The sequence below is a fragment of the Kribbella sp. NPDC104218 genome (assembly GCF_055584105.1).
Window position 1 is genome coordinate 342,177 of record NZ_JBVJMQ010000005.1, and the last position, 13,779, is coordinate 355,955.

A 13,779-nucleotide genomic window follows, 5' to 3' on the forward strand; every position below is an offset into this window, starting at 1 on the left:
GCGCCCATCAGTGAATTCATCAGTCGACGAGACGGGGCTCTACGCCGAGCTGAACCAGCGGCTCGGCGTATCGCTGGCTGACAATTTGCTGGAGCACGCCTTCACCCACCGTTCGTTCGCGTACGAGAACGGTGGGTTGCCGACCAATGAGCGGCTGGAGTTCCTCGGGGACTCCGTGCTCGGCGTCATCGTCACGGAGTCGCTGTTCCGAAACCACCCGGACCTCTCCGAGGGCCGGCTGGCCAAGTTGCGCGCCGCGGTGGTCAACATGCGCGCCCTGGCCGGGGTCGCCCGCGACCTCAAGCTGGGCAAGTACCTGCGGCTGGGCCGCGGTGAAGAGGCCACCGGCGGCCGGGACAAGTCGTCGATCCTGGCCGACTGCGTCGAGGCGCTGATCGGCGCCGTCTACCTGGACCGCGGGTTCGAGGTGGCCGGCGGCGTCGTCCACACGCTGTTCGACGACCTGATGGAGTCCTCGGCCCGGCTCGGCGCCGGCCTGGACTGGAAGACCTCGCTGCAGGAGCTGGTCGCGCAGCTGGGCGTCGGCGTCCCGGAGTACGTGATCGCCGAATCGGGGCCGGACCACGCCAAGACCTTCGAGGCGCGGGTCCGGATCGGTTCCGACACCTACGGGCACGGCATCGGCCGGAGCAAGAAGGAAGCCGAGCAGCAGGCCGCCGAAACCGCCTGGAAGGCTCTGCGCGCCGCGCACCCCGACAGCACGGATCCCTCGCAGCAGCCGTAAGGTGCCCGAGCTTCCCGAAGTAGAGGTCGTCCGCCGCGGGCTCGCGGATTTCACCACCGGGCGGACGATCGACGCCGTCGAGGTGCTGCACCCGCGGCCGGTGCGCCGGCATCTGGCCGGTCCGGAGGACTTCGTCTCCCGGCTCAAGGGGCAGGTGTTCGCCGAGCCGGCCCGGCGCGGGAAGTACCTCTGGCTGCCGCTGACGTCGGGTGACGCGGTGCTCACCCACCTCGGAATGAGCGGCCAGTTCCGGGTCCAGCCGGTCGGCGGGCCCGACGAGGCGCACCTGCGGGTCCGGTTCCGGTTCGCCGACGGCGGCGGAGAGGTCCGCTTTGTGGACCAGCGGATGTTCGGTGGTCTGTCGTACGCCGAGGGCGGGGCCGAGTTACCCGCCGAGATCGCCCATATCGCCCGGGACCCGTTCGATCCTTTGTTCGATCCGGACGCCGCCGCCGCCAAACTCCGCCGCCGCAAGACCGGTCTCAAGCGGGCGCTGCTCGATCAGACCGTCGTCAGCGGGATCGGCAACATCTACGCCGACGAGGCCTTGTGGCGCGCCAAACTGCACTACGCGCGGGCCACCGAATCGCTGAAACCCCAGCAGGCCAAGGAGATTCTCCGGCACGCCCATGAGGTGATGGCCGAAGCGCTGGACGTCGGCGGCACCAGTTTCGACGCCCTGTACGTCAACGTGAACGGCGAGTCGGGCTACTTCGAACGCGGCCTGAACGTCTACGGGCAAGAGGATTCGCCGTGTCCGCGGGACGGCCGGCCGATCCGCCGGGAGCCGTTCATGAACCGTTCCTCGTTCCGCTGCCCGCGCTGCCAGCCGGTGCCCCGGCTGGTCCGCTGGTGAGCGAGGTATTGTTAATAAGTGTGGCCCAGGTTGACCGGCGGCGCTGCCGGTGTCACCCTGAAAGACGGTACACATTTTCAGCGCTCCCCATTGCGATCTGAGCTCACGGGGTGCGCACACCCGGCCAGAACCCTTCCGGAGGACAGCACAATGGCCAAGGCTCTTTTAGGGCACCTTGGAGGCACTGACCCGCGCATGCTCGAGCAGGTTCGTCTGCTCAACCGGCGTGTCGCCGATCTGGAGGCGCACGTGATGCGCCTGCAGGCAGAGAACGACCATCTCGTCGCACAGGTCCACGAGGGCCGGCTGCTGACAGTCGACGAGGCTCTGCGCGCCCCCGCTTCGGTCTGAGGACCCTAGCCGCGACCGCCTGGTCGCAGTAACTACCGACCGCACTACCACGGCGGCGGCCCCCGTCCGGGCCTCCGCCGGTTGTCTTTCTCCCGACATCTCCGTCCGCCTGCGCGGGATCGCCCGCAGGTGTTTGTAGACTCCCAGACGGAACTACTTCCCCGGGTAGCGACAGCGTTACGAGTTGCGACGGTTCCTTCGGTATCGTCTGTCCTTTCACGGGTTGGAGAGCATCGCTTTGTATCTGAAGAGCATGACGCTCCGAGGCTTCAAGTCCTTCGCGTCGGCCACGACGATGAACTTCGAACCGGGGATCACCTGCATCGTCGGCCCGAACGGCTCCGGTAAGTCCAACGTCGTCGACGCGCTGGCCTGGGTGATGGGTGAGCAGGGCGCGAAATCGCTGCGCGGCGGCAAGATGGAGGACGTCATCTTCGCCGGCACCTCCGGGCGCTCCCCGCTGGGCCGCGCCGAGGTCGTGCTGACCATCGACAACACCGACGGCGCGCTCCCGATCGAGTACGCCGAGGTCACGATCAGCCGGACCATGTTCCGCAACGGCGGTTCGGACTACCAGATCAACGGGCAGAGCTGCCGGCTGCTCGACGTCCAGGAGCTGCTCAGCGACTCCGGGATCGGCCGCGAGATGCACGTCATCGTCGGCCAGGGTCAGCTGGACTCGATCCTGCGCGCGACGCCCGAGGGCCGCCGCGGCTTCGTCGAGGAGGCGGCCGGCGTCCTCAAACACCGCAAGCGCAAAGAGAAGGCGATCCGGAAGCTGGAGGCGACCGAGGGCAACCTGCACCGCCTCGGCGACCTGATCACCGAGATCCGCCGGCAGCTGAAACCGCTCGGGCGCCAGGCGGAGGTGGCGCGCCGGGCGGTGACGATCCAGGCCGAGGTCCGCGACGGCCGGGCCCGATTACTGGCCGACGACATCGTCCAGGCGCAGTCCGCGCTCGAGGCCGAGCTGGCCGACGAGGCCCGGATGACCGAGCGGCGGACGGAGATCGAGGCCAAGCTGCGCGAAGCGCGTGACCTGGAGGCCGAGCTCGAGGAGGCGCTCCGCGAGGACGCGCCCGCGCTGCAGGCCGCGCAGGACACCTGGTATCAGCTGTCCGGGTTCGGCGAGAAGATCAAGGGCACCGCCCGGATCGCCGCCGACCGGATCCGCTCGCTGAACGACGGCGCCGACGACGGCCCGCGGTCGGGGCGCGATCCCGAGGAGCTGGAGCTGGAGGCGGCCCGGGTCCGCGAGACCGAGGCGCAGATCGAGGCCGAGGTCGAGGCGCATTCGGAGCTGCTGGCCGAGGCCGTCGAGCGCCGTCAGGTGCTGGAGAACCAGGAGGCCGAGGAGGAGCGCCGGGTCTCGGCGCTGATCCGGGCCGCGGCCGACCGCCGTGAGGGCCTGGCCCGGCTGACCGGCCAGGTGAACGCGCTGAAGAGCCGTTCGTCCGCCGCGGAGTCCGAGATCGGCCGCCTGGCGAACAACATGCAGGAGGCCGAGGCGCGCGCCGCCAAGGCGCAGCACGACTTCACCGCGCTGGAGACCCAGGTCGCCGGGCTGGATGCCGGTGAGAAGGGTCTCGACGACCAGTACGAGGCGGCGCAGGCCGTGCTCGACGAGATGGACGAGCGGCTGGCGAAGGTCCGGGCCGAGGAGCGGGACGCCGAGCGCGAGCGCACCGGCCTGACCGCCCGCAAGGAGGCCCTGGAGCTCGGTCTGAACCGTAAGGACGGCGCCGGCGCTCTGCTGGCGGCCTCCGAGCAGGTCAACGGGCTGATGGGTTCGGTCGCCGCGCTGCTCAGCGTGCGCTCCGGCTACGAGACGGCGATCGCCGCTGCCCTCGGCGAGGCTGCTGACGCGGTCGCCATCACGCATGCCGATGCCGCGCTCGCCGCCGTCGGCCACCTGAAGGAACACGATCTGGGTCGCGCGGGGATGCTCCTCGGGGATGCGCCCGCCGACGACTCCGCGATGTGGCCCGCGCTTCCGTACGGGGCGCAGTATGCCGTCGACGTCGTCGAATGCCCGCAGAACCTGCGCCCCGCGCTGCGGCGGCTGCTGCGCAAGGTCGCCGTGGTGGACGACGTCCAGGCGGCGCAGTCCCTGGTCCGGAGCCTGCCCGACGTCACCTGCGCCACCCGCGCGGGCGACGTCCTCGGCGCGCATTTCGCGTACGGCGGCTCGGACGCGGCGCCCAGCCTGATCGAGGTGCAGTCCGCGGTGGACGAGGCCGCGGAGAAGCTGATCGAGGCGACGGCGCGCAGCGAGCGGCTGCGCTTCGAGCTGGCGGGCCTGGAGGACGAGCGGGCCCGGCAGAAGGAGTCCGTCGAGATCACGCTGGCCCGGCTGCACGAGTCGGATGCCGCGATGGCGGCCGTGGCCGAGCAGCTCGCGCACTTCGGGTCGCTGGCCAAGGCGTCCCGCGGTGAGGCGCAGCGGATGGCCGAGGCGATCGCGGCCGCCGAGGAGGAGCGCGACAAGAACCTGTCCGGTCTGGCTGAGCTCGAAGAGCGGCTGACCGACGCGGAGATGTTCGACGACGAGGGTGACGAGCCGGACACCGCCACGCGGGACCAGCTGGCCGAGGCGGCGAAGGCCGGGCGTGCCGCCGAGATGGAGGCGCGGCTGGCGCTGCGGACCACCGAGGAGCGGGCCCGGGCGCTGTCCGGCCGTGCGGACTCGCTGGAGCGCGCCGCTCGGCAGGAGCGTGAGGCGCGCGCCCGTGCGGTCGCCCGTGCCGCCCGCCGGGCCCGGCAGGCAGAGGCGGCCCAGGCCGTCCATCTGGCCACCGGCCACGTGCTGGCGCGGTTGGAGACGTCGCTGCAGCTGGCGGCGTCCGAGCGGTCCGCCATCCAGGCGCAGCGCGCCGACCGGGAGCAGGCGCTGGCGCAGGCGCGCTCCGCCACCCGGAACCTGAGCTCCGAGCTGGAGCAGCTGACCAACACCGTCCACCGGGACGCGCTGGCCCGCGCCGAGCAGAAGATGCGGCTGGAGGCCCTCTACGAGAAGGCCCTCGGCGATCTCGGCATCGCGGTCGAGGCGCTGGTCTCGGAGTACGGCCCCGACCAGCTGGTGCCGCCGCTGCCGAAGGAGCCCAAGGAGGGCGAGGAGCCGCTCGAGCTCGAAGGTGAGCCCTTCGACCGCGCGAAGGTCGAGAAGCGCCTCAAGCAGGCCGAGCGCGCGCTCAACCAGCTCGGCCGGATCAACCCGCTCGCGCTCGAGGAGTTCGACGCGATGGAGGAGCGGCACCGCTTCCTGTCCGAACAGCTCGAGGACCTGCGCAAGTCCCGCCGCGACCTGATGGACATCGTCAAGGAGGTCGACGACCGCGTCGAGCAGGTCTTCACCGAGGCCTACCGCGACGTCGAGGTCGCCTTCCAGCACGTCTTCAGCCGGCTCTTCCCCGGCGGCGAGGGCCGCCTCGTCCTCACCGACCCCGACGACATGCTCGCCACCGGTATCGACGTCGAGGCCCGCCCGCCCGGCAAGAAGGTCAAGCGCCTCTCCCTGCTCTCCGGCGGCGAGCGCTCCCTGGTCGCGGTCGCCTTCCTGGTCGCCCTCTTCAAGGCCCGCCCCTCGCCCTTCTACATCCTCGACGAGGTCGAGGCCGCCCTGGACGACACCAACCTCGGCCGCCTCCTCGAGATCTACGAAGAGCTCCGCGAGAACTCCCAGCTCCTCGTCATCACCCACCAAAAACGCACCATGGAGGTCGCCGACGCCCTCTACGGCGTCACCATGCGCGGCGACGGCGTCTCCGCCGTCATCTCCCAACGCATCCGCGAACCCGAGCCCGTCTAGCGGTCACCGGCCCCGGGAAAGTTCCGGGGCCGTTCGCTTGAAAATGCTGAGACGACCGGTCATATTGGAGTCGTGGCCAGGCGGAGTATGCGGGAAGAGATTCTTGAGTCCGGGGTGGAGTTGTTCTTGGAGCGGGGGTTCAATGCCGCGGGGGTGAAGGACATCACCGATCGGGCGGGGGTGCCGAAGGGGTCGTTCTACAACCACTTCGAGAGTAAGGAGGCGCTCGCGGCGGTGGCGCTGGAGCGGTACGGGCAGACGCGGCCGGTTCCGTTGTTGCGGGATGCGTCGGTGTCGCCGGCGGAGCGGGTGCGGCGGCATTTCGAGTCGTTGGGGGCGGAGCTGTCGGAGTACACCAAGGGGTGTATGTACGGGAACTTCGCGGCTGAGGTGGTCGACCACAGTGAGCCGTTGCGGTTGCGGGTCAAGGGTGGGCTGGACGAGTGGTCGGCGGTGCTCGCGGAGGCGATCGCGGCCGGGCAGGAGGCCGGGGAGTTCCGGGCCGAGCTCGATCCGGAGCGGACCGCCCGCTACCTGACCAGCGCCTGGGAGGGCGCCATCCTGCGCGCCCGGGCGGACAAGTCCGGCGAGGCGTTCGAGATCTTCTTCGAGCTCACCTTCGGCGCGCTGCTGACCTGAGTCATCGCCGCCCCGAACCCGGGGCGGCTTTTCTGTGCGACGGTCAAGATGACCGACCGTCTTAAGGAGTTGATATGACCACATATCGCGCGATCGAGGCGCTGGACGGCGCCTTCACAGCGGTTGAGCGGGAGCTGTCCGCACCGGGCGCGGGCCAGGTGCGGATCCGGGTCGAGGCCTGCGGCGTCTGTCACAGCGACGTCCTGGGCGTGCACAACCTGAACGGCACCCGCCCCGCCGGTACGCCGATCGTCCCGGGCCACGAGGTGGTCGGGTGGATCGACGCCGTCGGCGCCGGGGTCGAGACCTGGAGTGTCGGACGCCGGGTCGGCGTCGGCTTCCTGGCCGGCCACTGCGGCGTCTGCGCGAACTGCCGCCGCGGGGACTTCGTCTACTGCTCGAACCAGCCGGTCACCGGCGACACGATCGACGGCGGGTATGCCGAGTACCTGACGGCCCCGGCCAGCGGGCTGGTCGGCGTACCGGAGGAGTGGGACGCGGCCGAGGCAGCGCCGCTGCTGTGCGCCGGCATCACAGTGTTCAACGGACTGCGCAAAGGCGCCCCCGCGCCGGGCGCGCTGGTCGCCGTCCAGGGCATCGGCGGCCTGGGGCACCTCGCGATCCAGTACGCCGCCAAGCTCGGACTCCGAGTCGCCGCGATCGCCCGGGGCGCGGACAAACGCGAGCTGGCGCTGAAGCTCGGCGCGACCGACTACATCGACAGCTCGGCGGTCGATCCGGGGAAGGCGCTGCAGGAGCTCGGCGGCGCGCAGGTGATCGTGGCGACCGCGGCCAGCGGCGCTTCGATGTCGCCGCTCGTCGAGGGGCTCGGCCGGCGCGGCAAGCTGATCGTGGTCGGCGCGGCCGCGGACCCGATCGAGGTCAGCACCGGCGCGCTGATCTTCGGCGGCCGGTCGATCGAGGGCTCGCTCACCGGCACCCCGGCCGAGAACGAGGACAACCTCGCCTTCGCGCTCGCGAACGACGTCCGCCCGATGGTCGAACGGGTGCCGCTCGACCAGGCGGCCGCGGCGTACGAGCGGATGATGTCCGGCGCGGCCCGATTCCGGATGGTGCTGACGACCGGAGCGACCCGATGAAGGTCGTCCTGACGGCGCTCGGCGACCTCGCGGCGAACACGGAACTGCGGGACACCTCCGAGCTGGTCGCCGGTCCGGACGACGTCGTCGTCGCGATCGAGGCGGCGACCGTCAACCCGGTCGACCAGATGCTTGCTTCCGGCAACTACAACTACCCGGTGCGGACGCCGTACGATCTCGGGACCGAGGGGGTCGGGCGGGTCGTCGCCGGTGCTGCCGAGTTGATCGGTCGCCGGGTGCTGATCCTCCCGAACTACGAGCAGGGCACCTGGGCCGACCAGGTGGTGGTGAAGGCGGCCAACGTCGTACCGATCCCGGATGGCGGTGACGTCGAGCAGTTGGCCATGCTCAGTACCAACCCGCTGACCGCCTACCTCGCGCTGACGCGCTTCACGGGACTGCAGCCGGGGGACTGGGTCGGGCTCAACCTCGGCAACTCGGCCGTGGCGCAGTACGCGACGGCGCTGGCTCAGCGCGCCGGTGCGCGGGTGTTGAGCGTCGTCCGCCGCCCCGAGGCGGCCGACGGGCTGACAGCTGACGTGGTCCTGGTCGACGGGGACGATCTCGCCGACCGGATCAAGGCCGAGCTGGGCGACGATCGGTTCGCGCTGATCCTCGATGGCGCCGGCGATGCGAGTGTCGGCGCGCTTGCCCAGACAGCCGCGTTCGGCGCGCCGGTGGTGGTCTATTCGTCGGTCACCGGCGCGGCGCCCGCGGTGGGGTTGGGCGATCTCGTCTTCAGCGAGCTGCGAGTGCATGGCCTGTGGATCCCGAACTGGCTGCGGACGACGCCGACGGTCGAGATCGAGCAGACGTACGGCGAACTCGCGCGGCTGACGATCGACGGGGTGCTGCATGCCCGTGTCGAAGCGACGTACGCGCTCGCCGAGCTCGAGAAGGCGATCGAGCACGCCGCCCGCCCGGGCCGCACCGGAAAGGTGCTCTTCAGGCCGTGATGGTCATCGAGGCGACCTGATCGCCCTGTACGTCGAAGGTGAAGTGGGACGGGCCGTTGAAACCGTCGCCGCCGACCTGGGTGAGCAGGGTGATCGGGTTGCCCGGTGTGGCGACCTGGGTGTCGGTGAAGGTGGCCCGCTTGCCGATCAGCTCGTTGTCGCTCCAGGAGCGGATCTGGTCGTGGCCGCGGAACTGGCGGCCCCAGTCGTCGACGTACCCGTCGGCGGCGAAGGCCGCCACGAACGCGTCGTTGTCCTGTTCGTCGATCGCGGTGAGCGCACGCTGGACCGCGGCCGGGATGTCTTGGCTCATGCTGCCGACGATAGCCGTTGAACCGGTTGCCGCGGCGGCACGTATGCCAGGTGTCGAAGGACATCCCGAGGAGGACCTGATGAAGCGTGTGGCCGGTGTGGTGGGAGCGATCGTGCTGGGGCTCGGTGCGCTGACTGCTTGTGGTGACGACAGTGCTGCGGGCGGTAGCCCGAGCGGTGCGGCGCCGGAGTCCGTTGCCCAGTTGAAGACCGCGGACAGCGGCCTGGGCAAGATCCTTGTCGACGGCAACGGCCGGACGGTGTACGTCTTCGACAAGGACACCGCGGGTAAGTCCAACTGCGAGGCGGACTGCCTGGCGAAGTGGCCGGCGGTCGCGGCCGGCGCGGGTGATGCGAAGCTCGACGGGGTAGAGCTCTCGACGATCACCCGCACCGACGGCAGCAAGCAGCTGGCGGTCGGCGGGCTGCCGGTGTACCTGTTCGCTGCGGACACCAAGCCCGGTGAGACCAAGGGGCAGGCAGTCGGCGGCGTCTGGTGGGTCGTCGGCGCGGACGGCAAGAAGATCACCGCCCAGCCCTCCTCCGGCGATGGCGGCTACGGCTACTGAGTACGTCGCCAGGTGGGCACCCCCCGGTACCGGTATCGTTCCGTCGGTGGGTGACTACCAGGGTGCGGACGCGGGGGAGACGTTCGTCCGTTCTCTGTACGCCGAACACGGGCGCAGCCTGCTGGCGTATGCGACCCGGCTGACCGGGGACCGGGCCGCGGCGGAGGACGTCGTCCAGGAAACGTTGGTGCGGGCGTGGAAGCACGCCGCCGATCTGAACCAGGGTGCGGGCTCGGTGCGGGGCTGGCTGCTCACGGTGGCGCGGAACATCGTCACTGACCGGGCCAGAGCGCGAGCGGCCCGGCCCGTCGAGGTAGCTGATGTGGTGGACCGCCCTCCGGTGGAGGGCGACCACTCCGAGGCAGTGGTGAACACCATGGTGGTGCTGGGCGCGCTGGATCAGGTGTCGCCCGAACACCGTGAGGTGCTGGTCGAGCTGTACTACCGCGGTCGTTCGGTGGCCGAGGCGGCGCAGGAGCTCGGCGTCCCGCCGGGTACCGTGAAATCGCGAACGTACTACGCCCTCCGAGCATTGCGCGCGGTGATGGCCGGATCAGAGGCGGAGGTGGCCAGATGAGCGAGCACTCGCAGCTGGGCGCCTACGTGCTGGGCGCGCTGGACGCCGACGAGGCCCGCGAGGTGGAGGCGCACCTGGCGGACTGCGCGGAGTGCCGTGCGGAGCTGGTGGAGCTCGAGGAGATGAAGGAGTTCCTCGGGGAGGTACCGCCGGAGGCGTTCCTGGACGGCCCGCCCGAGGGCGGCGACCTGTTGCTGCAGCGCACGGTGCGTGAGGTCCGGGAGGCTGCTGCGCAGGCGCCTCCGGTGGCTGCGGTTGCTCCGGCCGCTCCGGTGCTGAAGAAGCGTGGCCGGTGGCTGTTGGTTGCCGCGGCGGTTGTCGTGGTCGCCGGTGCACTGGGCGGCGGCGTACTGATCGGGCGGCAGACGGTGGAGCAGGCCGACGGACCGGTGCCGGGGTCGGTGAAGGTGACTGCGACCGATTCGGCGTCCGGTGCGACGATGGCGACCACTGTGGAGCCGCGGGAGAACTGGACCTGGGTGCGGGTGCAGATCACCGGGCTGAAGGCCGGCGCCGAGTGTGAGATGTACGTGACCGACAAGGCCGGCAAGGTCTGGACGGCCGGCAGCTGGGTGGTCACGGAGCAGGCTGCCCGGGAGGGGAGCCGGTTCGGTGGCGGTGTGCTGATTCCGCCGGATCAGGTCGAGTCGGTGGAGATCAAGACGGTGCAGGGCGCGCACGTTGTGACCACCACCATCTGAAACCAGTTGTCCCTCGGGAGAGGATGGGCACGTGCCTCCTGCTTCCGCTGCTGACACTCCGGCCCGCCGCAAGGCCGCGGCTGCCAACTGCGACCGTTGGCTCGCCAACCCGCGGACGCCGATGGCGGACCGGCTCCGGCGGCTTGCCGAAGTGACGACCGAGGCGGACGCCGACATCTACGGTTCCGGCGGTGAGGTGAGCGCGCTGGAGCATGAGGTGGCGGAGCTGCTTGGCAAGCCGGCCGCAGTCTTCATGCCGTCCGGGATCATGGCGCAGCAGAGTGTTCTGCGGGTGTACGCCGATCGGGCGGGTACCAGCCGAGTAGCGGTGCACGGCCAGTCCCATCTGCTGGTGCACGAGCTGAACGCGTTGGAAGAGGTCCACCAGTTACGGATCGAGCGTCTGACGTCCGAACCGCGCCAGCCCCGGCCGGACGAGCTGGCCGCCATCCCGGGCAAGCTGGCAGCGGTGTCGTTGGAGCTGCCGCTACGCGACCCCGGCTTCCTGCTGCCGACCTGGGACGAGCTGGTCGTGTTCGCCGAGGCCTGTGCGGCGCGCGGCGTACCGCTGCATCTCGACGGCGCCCGGCTGTGGGAAAGCACGCCGTACCTGGAGCACAGCCTGGCGGAGATCTCCGCACTGGCCAGCTCGGTGTACGTGTCGTTCTACAAGGTGCTCGGCGGGCTGGCCGGTGCGATCCTGGCGGGGCCGGAGGACGTCATCGCCGAGACTCGCCGCTGGCAGCGCCGCCTCGGCGGCAACCTCTTCACACTCGCCCCGTACGCCGTCGCGGCACGCGAGGGACTGCGCACGGTCCTGCCGGTGATGGACGACCTGTACGACCGGGCCGTCCAGATCGCGACCGCCTTACAGGGTGAGGGATTCCGGGTCGTACCGGACCTGCCGCACACCAACTCGTTCCAGGTCTACGCGCCGCGCCCGGCCGAGCTGATGGAGGCAGCCGCGGTCGCCCGGATGGAGCGCACCCGCGAGTCGATCTGCGGCCCGTGGCACGCCGCCGCCGTCCCCGGCTGGTCCTGGATCGAGCTCGTCGTCACCCCCACCACCCTCGACTGGCCCCTCGACGAAATCACCAAGGCTTTCGGGGAACTTTTGCAGCCGTGAGGTCGTCCACCTGGTAGTTCACTGGGGATCTGTGGGGAATCGGGGAAATCGCACGTGGTGACGTTCGTCGTGATGATGGTTGTGCTGCTTCTGCTCGCGGGCCTGGTCCTGCTCGCCGTGGCCCGGAACGAAGGCAAACACTTCGGCTAGTTTGGATCGATGAGACGCCTCATCTTCCAGGAGTTCGTGAGCCTCGACGGCTACGCCGCGAGCGCGGCCGGCGAGGCCGACTTCTTCGACACCGTCCGCGACATCACCGACGAGGACAACCTCGCGCTGCTCGCCGGCGTCGACACGATGGTGCTCGGCGCGGAGACCTACCGGCTCTTCAGCTCGTTCTGGCCGACCGAGGCGTCGGCCGACGAGTCGATCGCCCCGCACCTCAACGCCCTCCACAAGGTCGTCGTCTCCACCACCCTCGAAGCGGCTCCTTGGGGCCCTTACGAACCCGCCGCCGTCGTCCGCGACCTCGACGCCGTCCGCGACCTCAAAGCCACTCCCGGCGGCGACATCATCCTCTGGGGCAGCATCACCCTCTTCCACTCCCTCCTCGCCGCTCACCTCGTCGACGAGATCCAGCTCCGCATCTGCCCCGTCCTCCTCGGCGCCGGCAAACCCGTCTTCCCCCCAGCCAGCACCCCACTCGGCCTCCAGTTGCTGGAAGCCCGCCCCTGGATGACCGGCGGCGTCCTCCTCCGCTACGGCGTCAGCTGACGGCGTTGACGATGGCGATGACGATGGGCGCGGCGACGGTCAGGGTCGGGACGACCAGGAGGGCCACGGCGGCGGTGTAGGTGCTCGCCGCGAGGACGGGGCTGCCTGGGTCGGGGTCGGCCAGGCGCTGGACTCGGAGCAGCGTTCCGGACTTGGCGGCGGCCAGGCCTGCTTCGGGCGCGGGGGAGCCGGCCAGGGCGACCAGAGCGCGGGCCAGCGGGCGGGGGCCGTTGCGGCGGCGGGCGTCGTCGTCGGCGAGGAGTTCGACGAGGGTGCGGGCCTGTTCTAGGGCCAGGTCGCTGCGGACGAAGCGGGGGAAGGCCTGGTGGAGGGCGGTGAAGGCCTCCAGGACGAGGTCGTGGCGGGCGCGGAGGTGCGCCTGCTCGTGGGCCAGGACGGCTCTGAGCTCGCTGTCGTCGAGGCGGTCCAGCGCGCCGACCGAGACGACGACGCGCGCCCCGCGGAGGGCTGGGAGGCAGTAGGCGAGCGGCGTCTGCTCTTCGAGGACGCGCAGGCCGGGGATGAGGCCGTCGGGGGTGGCGAGGATGTCGACGAGGTCGCGGTGCCGCCGACGGCGCGCCCGCGTGCCGACCGCGACGCGGCCGGCGGCCCAGAGCAGCCTGATCACGACGAGAGCGGTCAGGGCGAGGACGGCGGCGGCCACGAGATCACGCGCCGACGACGGGTCGAAACGCGGCTCGCCGGGCTGCCCGGCGGTCGAGTACGACAGGGAGATGCCCGCGCCGAGCGCGGCCAGCACCGCGGCGATCGAGATGGACTGCCAGAGCGCGACCGCCGCGCGCGGCACCCGGTACGGCCACTCGGAACGGGCCAGCAGTGCGGGCGCCGGCCCCGCCAGCACCAGGGCTAACGCGGCCAGCAGAACCGGGGTGATCACCCGGCTCGCCCCGAGGCGTCGCCGTCCTCCAGCTTGGCGAGGGCCTCGCGGAGCAGCGCGGCCTCCTCGTCGCTGACCTGACCCACGAAGCGCACCAGCGCCTCCCGCCGGTCGCCCGCCCGGTCGAGCGCGTCGCGCATCAGGTCGGCGGCCAGCTCCTCCCGCGGAGCGGCGGCGCGGTACCGCCACGCCTTGCCGTCGCGCTCGCGATCGGTCAGCTCCTTCTTCGCGAGCCGGTCGAGGACCGTCATCACGGTCGTGTAGGCGAGGTCGCGGGTCGTCGCGACCCGCTCGTGCACCTGGCGCACGGTCAGCGCGTCGGGCGCCGCCCACAGCTGCTCCATCACCAGGCGCTCGAGGTCGCCGAGCGGGCGCGGCGCCTTCTCCTCAGTCGTCACGTGACCAGTGTAACTACACGTCGTAGTAG

15 protein-coding genes are annotated in these 13,779 nt (G+C 70.7%); 12 read left to right on the forward strand and 3 right to left on the reverse strand.

Features of this window, described 5'->3' with window-relative positions; all coding sequences use genetic code 11:
- Positions 1–10: 10 nt before the first annotated feature.
- The 7 genes from rnc to ACZ6ZD_RS35030 all read left to right on the forward strand — a co-directional run bounded on the left by rnc (position 11) and on the right by ACZ6ZD_RS35030 (position 8,455).
- Positions 11–745 carry a ribonuclease III gene (rnc, locus tag ACZ6ZD_RS35000; RefSeq protein WP_465678691.1) on the forward strand — a complete coding sequence of 245 codons (735 nt, stop codon included), beginning with the start codon at positions 11–13 and terminating at the stop codon, positions 743–745.
- A gap of 1 nt (position 746) precedes the next feature.
- Positions 747–1,601, forward strand: a complete 855-nt coding sequence (mutM, locus tag ACZ6ZD_RS35005; protein WP_465678693.1) for a bifunctional DNA-formamidopyrimidine glycosylase/DNA-(apurinic or apyrimidinic site) lyase — start codon at positions 747–749, stop codon at positions 1,599–1,601.
- Between the two features lie 195 nt (positions 1,602–1,796).
- A complete protein-coding gene (locus ACZ6ZD_RS35010; protein ID WP_233712037.1) occupies positions 1,797–1,952 on the forward strand; it encodes a hypothetical protein in 156 nt (51 codons plus the stop codon).
- Positions 1,953–2,205: 253 nt separating this feature from the next.
- Positions 2,206–5,760, forward strand: coding sequence for a chromosome segregation protein SMC (smc, locus tag ACZ6ZD_RS35015; RefSeq protein ID WP_465678694.1), 3,555 nt, complete (start codon positions 2,206–2,208; stop codon positions 5,758–5,760).
- Between the two features lie 72 nt (positions 5,761–5,832).
- Positions 5,833–6,399 (forward strand): TetR/AcrR family transcriptional regulator, encoded by a 567-nt coding sequence (locus tag ACZ6ZD_RS35020; protein ID WP_465678695.1) that lies wholly within the window; start codon positions 5,833–5,835, stop codon positions 6,397–6,399.
- Between the two features lie 74 nt (positions 6,400–6,473).
- Positions 6,474–7,499, forward strand: a complete 1,026-nt coding sequence (locus ACZ6ZD_RS35025; protein WP_465678697.1) for an alcohol dehydrogenase — start codon at positions 6,474–6,476, stop codon at positions 7,497–7,499.
- Entirely contained in the window at positions 7,496–8,455 is a 960-nt protein-coding gene (locus tag ACZ6ZD_RS35030; RefSeq protein WP_465678698.1) for a zinc-dependent alcohol dehydrogenase family protein, read from the forward strand. Before ACZ6ZD_RS35025 ends, ACZ6ZD_RS35030 begins: the two co-directional genes overlap by 4 nt.
- Here ACZ6ZD_RS35030 and ACZ6ZD_RS35035 read toward each other — a convergent pair.
- On the reverse strand, positions 8,445–8,768 hold the full coding sequence (locus tag ACZ6ZD_RS35035) for a nuclear transport factor 2 family protein (RefSeq protein ID WP_465678699.1): 324 nt from the start codon (positions 8,766–8,768) through the stop codon (positions 8,445–8,447). The two genes, ACZ6ZD_RS35030 and ACZ6ZD_RS35035, sit on opposite strands and share 11 nt — an antisense overlap.
- 79 nt (positions 8,769–8,847) lie before the next feature.
- Here ACZ6ZD_RS35035 and ACZ6ZD_RS35040 point away from each other — a divergent pair, with 79 nt between their 5' ends.
- From ACZ6ZD_RS35040 to ACZ6ZD_RS35060, 5 genes are all read left to right on the forward strand, one after another.
- Positions 8,848–9,336, forward strand: coding sequence for a COG4315 family predicted lipoprotein (locus ACZ6ZD_RS35040; RefSeq protein ID WP_465678700.1), 489 nt, complete (start codon positions 8,848–8,850; stop codon positions 9,334–9,336).
- Positions 9,337–9,382: 46 nt separating this feature from the next.
- Positions 9,383–9,913 (forward strand): sigma-70 family RNA polymerase sigma factor, encoded by a 531-nt coding sequence (locus tag ACZ6ZD_RS35045; protein WP_465678701.1) that lies wholly within the window; start codon positions 9,383–9,385, stop codon positions 9,911–9,913.
- Positions 9,910–10,614: an anti-sigma factor family protein gene (locus tag ACZ6ZD_RS35050; RefSeq protein ID WP_465678703.1), complete on the forward strand. Its 705-nt coding sequence runs from the start codon at positions 9,910–9,912 to the stop codon at positions 10,612–10,614. Before ACZ6ZD_RS35045 ends, ACZ6ZD_RS35050 begins: the two co-directional genes overlap by 4 nt.
- Before the next feature lie 31 nt (positions 10,615–10,645).
- Positions 10,646–11,740 carry a threonine aldolase family protein gene (locus tag ACZ6ZD_RS35055; RefSeq protein WP_465678704.1) on the forward strand — a complete coding sequence of 365 codons (1,095 nt, stop codon included), beginning with the start codon at positions 10,646–10,648 and terminating at the stop codon, positions 11,738–11,740.
- A gap of 159 nt (positions 11,741–11,899) precedes the next feature.
- Entirely contained in the window at positions 11,900–12,454 is a 555-nt protein-coding gene (locus ACZ6ZD_RS35060) for a dihydrofolate reductase family protein (protein WP_465678705.1), read from the forward strand.
- On the opposite strand, the gene ACZ6ZD_RS35065 is transcribed toward ACZ6ZD_RS35060, so the two are convergent.
- Positions 12,447–13,352 carry a M56 family metallopeptidase gene (locus tag ACZ6ZD_RS35065; protein ID WP_465678707.1) on the reverse strand — a complete coding sequence of 302 codons (906 nt, stop codon included), beginning with the start codon at positions 13,350–13,352 and terminating at the stop codon, positions 12,447–12,449. The genes ACZ6ZD_RS35060 and ACZ6ZD_RS35065 overlap by 8 nt on opposite strands.
- Positions 13,349–13,750 carry a BlaI/MecI/CopY family transcriptional regulator gene (locus ACZ6ZD_RS35070; RefSeq protein ID WP_465678708.1) on the reverse strand — a complete coding sequence of 134 codons (402 nt, stop codon included), beginning with the start codon at positions 13,748–13,750 and terminating at the stop codon, positions 13,349–13,351. Before ACZ6ZD_RS35070 ends, ACZ6ZD_RS35065 begins: the two co-directional genes overlap by 4 nt.
- Positions 13,751–13,779: the final 29 nt, after the last annotated feature.

Excerpts from the sequence above, each read along its gene's own strand:
- ACZ6ZD_RS35060 (WP_465678705.1), top strand. The coding sequence starts at position 11,900 with ATGAGACGCCTCATCTTCCAGGAGTTCGTGAGCCTCGACGGCTACGCC.
- ACZ6ZD_RS35035 (WP_465678699.1), bottom strand. The coding sequence starts at position 8,768 with ATGAGCCAAGACATCCCGGCCGCGGTCCAGCGTGCGCTCACCGCGATC.
- ACZ6ZD_RS35025 (WP_465678697.1), top strand. The coding sequence starts at position 6,474 with ATGACCACATATCGCGCGATCGAGGCGCTGGACGGCGCCTTCACAGCG.
- ACZ6ZD_RS35040 (WP_465678700.1), top strand. The coding sequence starts at position 8,848 with ATGAAGCGTGTGGCCGGTGTGGTGGGAGCGATCGTGCTGGGGCTCGGT.
- ACZ6ZD_RS35030 (WP_465678698.1), top strand. The coding sequence starts at position 7,496 with ATGAAGGTCGTCCTGACGGCGCTCGGCGACCTCGCGGCGAACACGGAA.
- smc (WP_465678694.1), top strand. The coding sequence starts at position 2,206 with ATGACGCTCCGAGGCTTCAAGTCCTTCGCGTCGGCCACGACGATGAAC.
- ACZ6ZD_RS35010 (WP_233712037.1), top strand. The coding sequence starts at position 1,797 with ATGCTCGAGCAGGTTCGTCTGCTCAACCGGCGTGTCGCCGATCTGGAG.
- ACZ6ZD_RS35050 (WP_465678703.1), top strand. The coding sequence starts at position 9,910 with ATGAGCGAGCACTCGCAGCTGGGCGCCTACGTGCTGGGCGCGCTGGAC.